Genomic DNA, 2,190 nt, shown 5'->3' with positions numbered 1-2,190 from the left:
ACCGCGACGATCCGGTGGTGTCGGTGCCGACCGTCGGGCCGCTGCCGGTTCAGTCCGTCGATCCGAGCGACGCCGTCGCCTCGCCCGGGGCCTTCGTGCCGGGCGGTACGGACACCCCGTCGGCACCCGGGTCGGCCTCCGCTTCGGCCTCCGTTTCGGCACCCGCTTCGGCTTCGACCTCGATGCCCGGGACGGGTGGGCCGAGCGTGGTGCCGGCCGCGTTCCTCGGCACCTGGAGCGGGGAGATGGTCACCGACAAGGGCCTGCCCGGCGGCACCACGACGCTCACCGTCCGCCCGGCGGCGATCGGCCAGGAGGCCACCACCAGCCGCAACGCCGTCTCCGGCCTGATCTCGATCAGCTGCGAGGGCGCCTGGACGCTCAAGTCCGTCTCCGACACCAGGCTGGTGTTCCGGTCCAGGCTGGTCCGCTCCTCGATGCCCGGGGTCTGCACCGGCGGTGCCGACGCGGAGACCCTCACCCTGCAGGCCGACGGGACGATCCGCTTCACCTCCGCCGACCCGGCGGCCGGGAACCCGGCCGGCACGATGCGCAAGGTGACCGGGGCGGCGGGCTGAGGCGGGCCGTCGGGAGCGGTGGTCCGGCGGCGCCGGGAGCGGTGGTCCGGAGGCAGGGGAAGGCGGTCCGGAAGCGCAGCTCAGCGGGCTGACGCGGGCGCCCGAAAGGCCTGGCGTAGGCTGGTTCGGCCGTACCCGAGTAGCACTTGAGAGAGAGAAGGCCGCCAGGTGACCGAGCTCGCAGCGACCACCCTCGATGCGTCCAGCACCGACCTGCAGGCCGTGCTCGACCGGGCCGCCGCCGGCGGCCGGATCACCCCGGAGGAGGCGCTGGAGCTCTACCGCTCGGCGCCGCTGCACGCTCTCGGCTCCGCCGCCGACGCGGTGCGCCGCCGTCGCTACGCCGGTACCGAGCACATCGCGACGTACATCATCGAGCGCAACATCAACTACACCAACGTCTGCGTGACGGCGTGCAAGTTCTGCGCCTTCTACGTGCCGCCGAAGAGCGACAAGGGCTGGTCGCGCGAGCTCGACGAGATCCTGCGCCGCTGCGCCGAGACGGTCGAGCTGGGCGGCACCCAGATCATGTTCCAGGGCGGCCACCACCCCGACTACGGCGTGGAGTACTACGAGCGCGCGTTCTCGGCGATCAAGGCCGAGTTCCCGCAGCTGGTGATCCACTCGCTGGGCGCCTCCGAGGTCGAGCACATGTCCCGGATCTCGGGTGTCTCCATCGAGGAGGCCATCACCCGGATCCACAAGGCGGGCCTGGACTCCTTCGCCGGCGCCGGCGCCGAGCTGCTGCCGGAGCGCCCGCGCAAGGCGATCGCCCCGCTGAAGGAGTCGGGCGAGCGCTGGCTGGAGATCATGGAGGCCGCGCACGGCCTCGGCGTCGAGTCCACCTCCACCATGCTGATGGGCACCGGCGAGACCAACGCCGAGCGGATCGAGCACCTGCGGATGATCCGCGACGTGCAGGACCGCACCGGCGGCTTCCGGGCCTTCATCCCGTACACCTACCAGCCGCAGAACAACCACCTGAAGGGCTCGACCCAGGCCACGGTCTTCGAGTACCTGCGGATGATCGCGATCGCCCGCCTGTTCCTCGACAACGTCGCCCACATCCAGGGCTCCTGGCTCACCACCGGCAAGGAGGCCGGTCAGCTGTCGCTGCACTACGGCGCGGACGACCTCGGCTCGGTCATGCTGGAGGAGAACGTCGTCTCGGCGGCCGGTGCCAAGCACCGCTCCAACCTCACCGAGCTGATCCACCTCATCCGCGCCGCCGACCGCGTCCCGGCGCAGCGCTCGACCACGTACGAGCACCTGAGGGTGCTGGACGACCCGGCCAACGACCCGGTCGACCCGCGGGTCGCCTCGCACATCGCCTCCACGGCGATCGAGGGCGGCACGGCGCACCCCGAGCTGAAGATCCTGGACAACTGAGTCCGGGTGCCACCGTGTTGACCCTGCACCGGGCGGCCCTCGTGCTGCCCGATCCGGCCGAGCCCACCGCCCCGTCCTTCGCCGACGGGGCGGTGGTGGTGCGCGGCGAGCGGGTCGAGGCCGTCGGGCCGTACGCGGAGCTGGTGGCGGCGCACCCGGCGGCACGGGTGCGGGACTGGGGTGCGGCGGTGCTCACTCCCGGGCTGCGGAACCCTTGCGGGCA

General features: G+C 72.2%; 1 protein-coding gene and 2 pseudogenes. All 3 read left to right on the top strand.

Annotated elements, in window-relative coordinates; genetic code table 11:
• Positions 1-578 (top strand): annotated as a pseudogene (locus J0670_RS36365) (hypothetical protein); the annotation flags it as partial.
• 168 nt (positions 579-746) lie between these two features.
• Positions 747-1,967 carry a cyclic dehypoxanthinyl futalosine synthase gene (mqnC, locus tag J0670_RS36360; RefSeq protein WP_207817013.1) on the top strand — a complete coding sequence of 407 codons (1,221 nt, stop codon included), beginning with the start codon at positions 747-749 and terminating at the stop codon, positions 1,965-1,967.
• A gap of 14 nt (positions 1,968-1,981) precedes the next feature.
• Positions 1,982-2,190 (top strand): annotated as a pseudogene (locus J0670_RS36355) (hypothetical protein); the annotation flags it as partial.

The sequence above is a fragment of the Streptomyces sp. FH025 genome (assembly GCF_017427025.1).
GTDB lineage: Bacteria > Actinomycetota > Actinomycetes > Streptomycetales > Streptomycetaceae > Kitasatospora.
The sequence above is the reverse complement of the archived record's forward strand: the minus strand, read 5'-3'. Positions and strand labels throughout refer to the sequence as shown.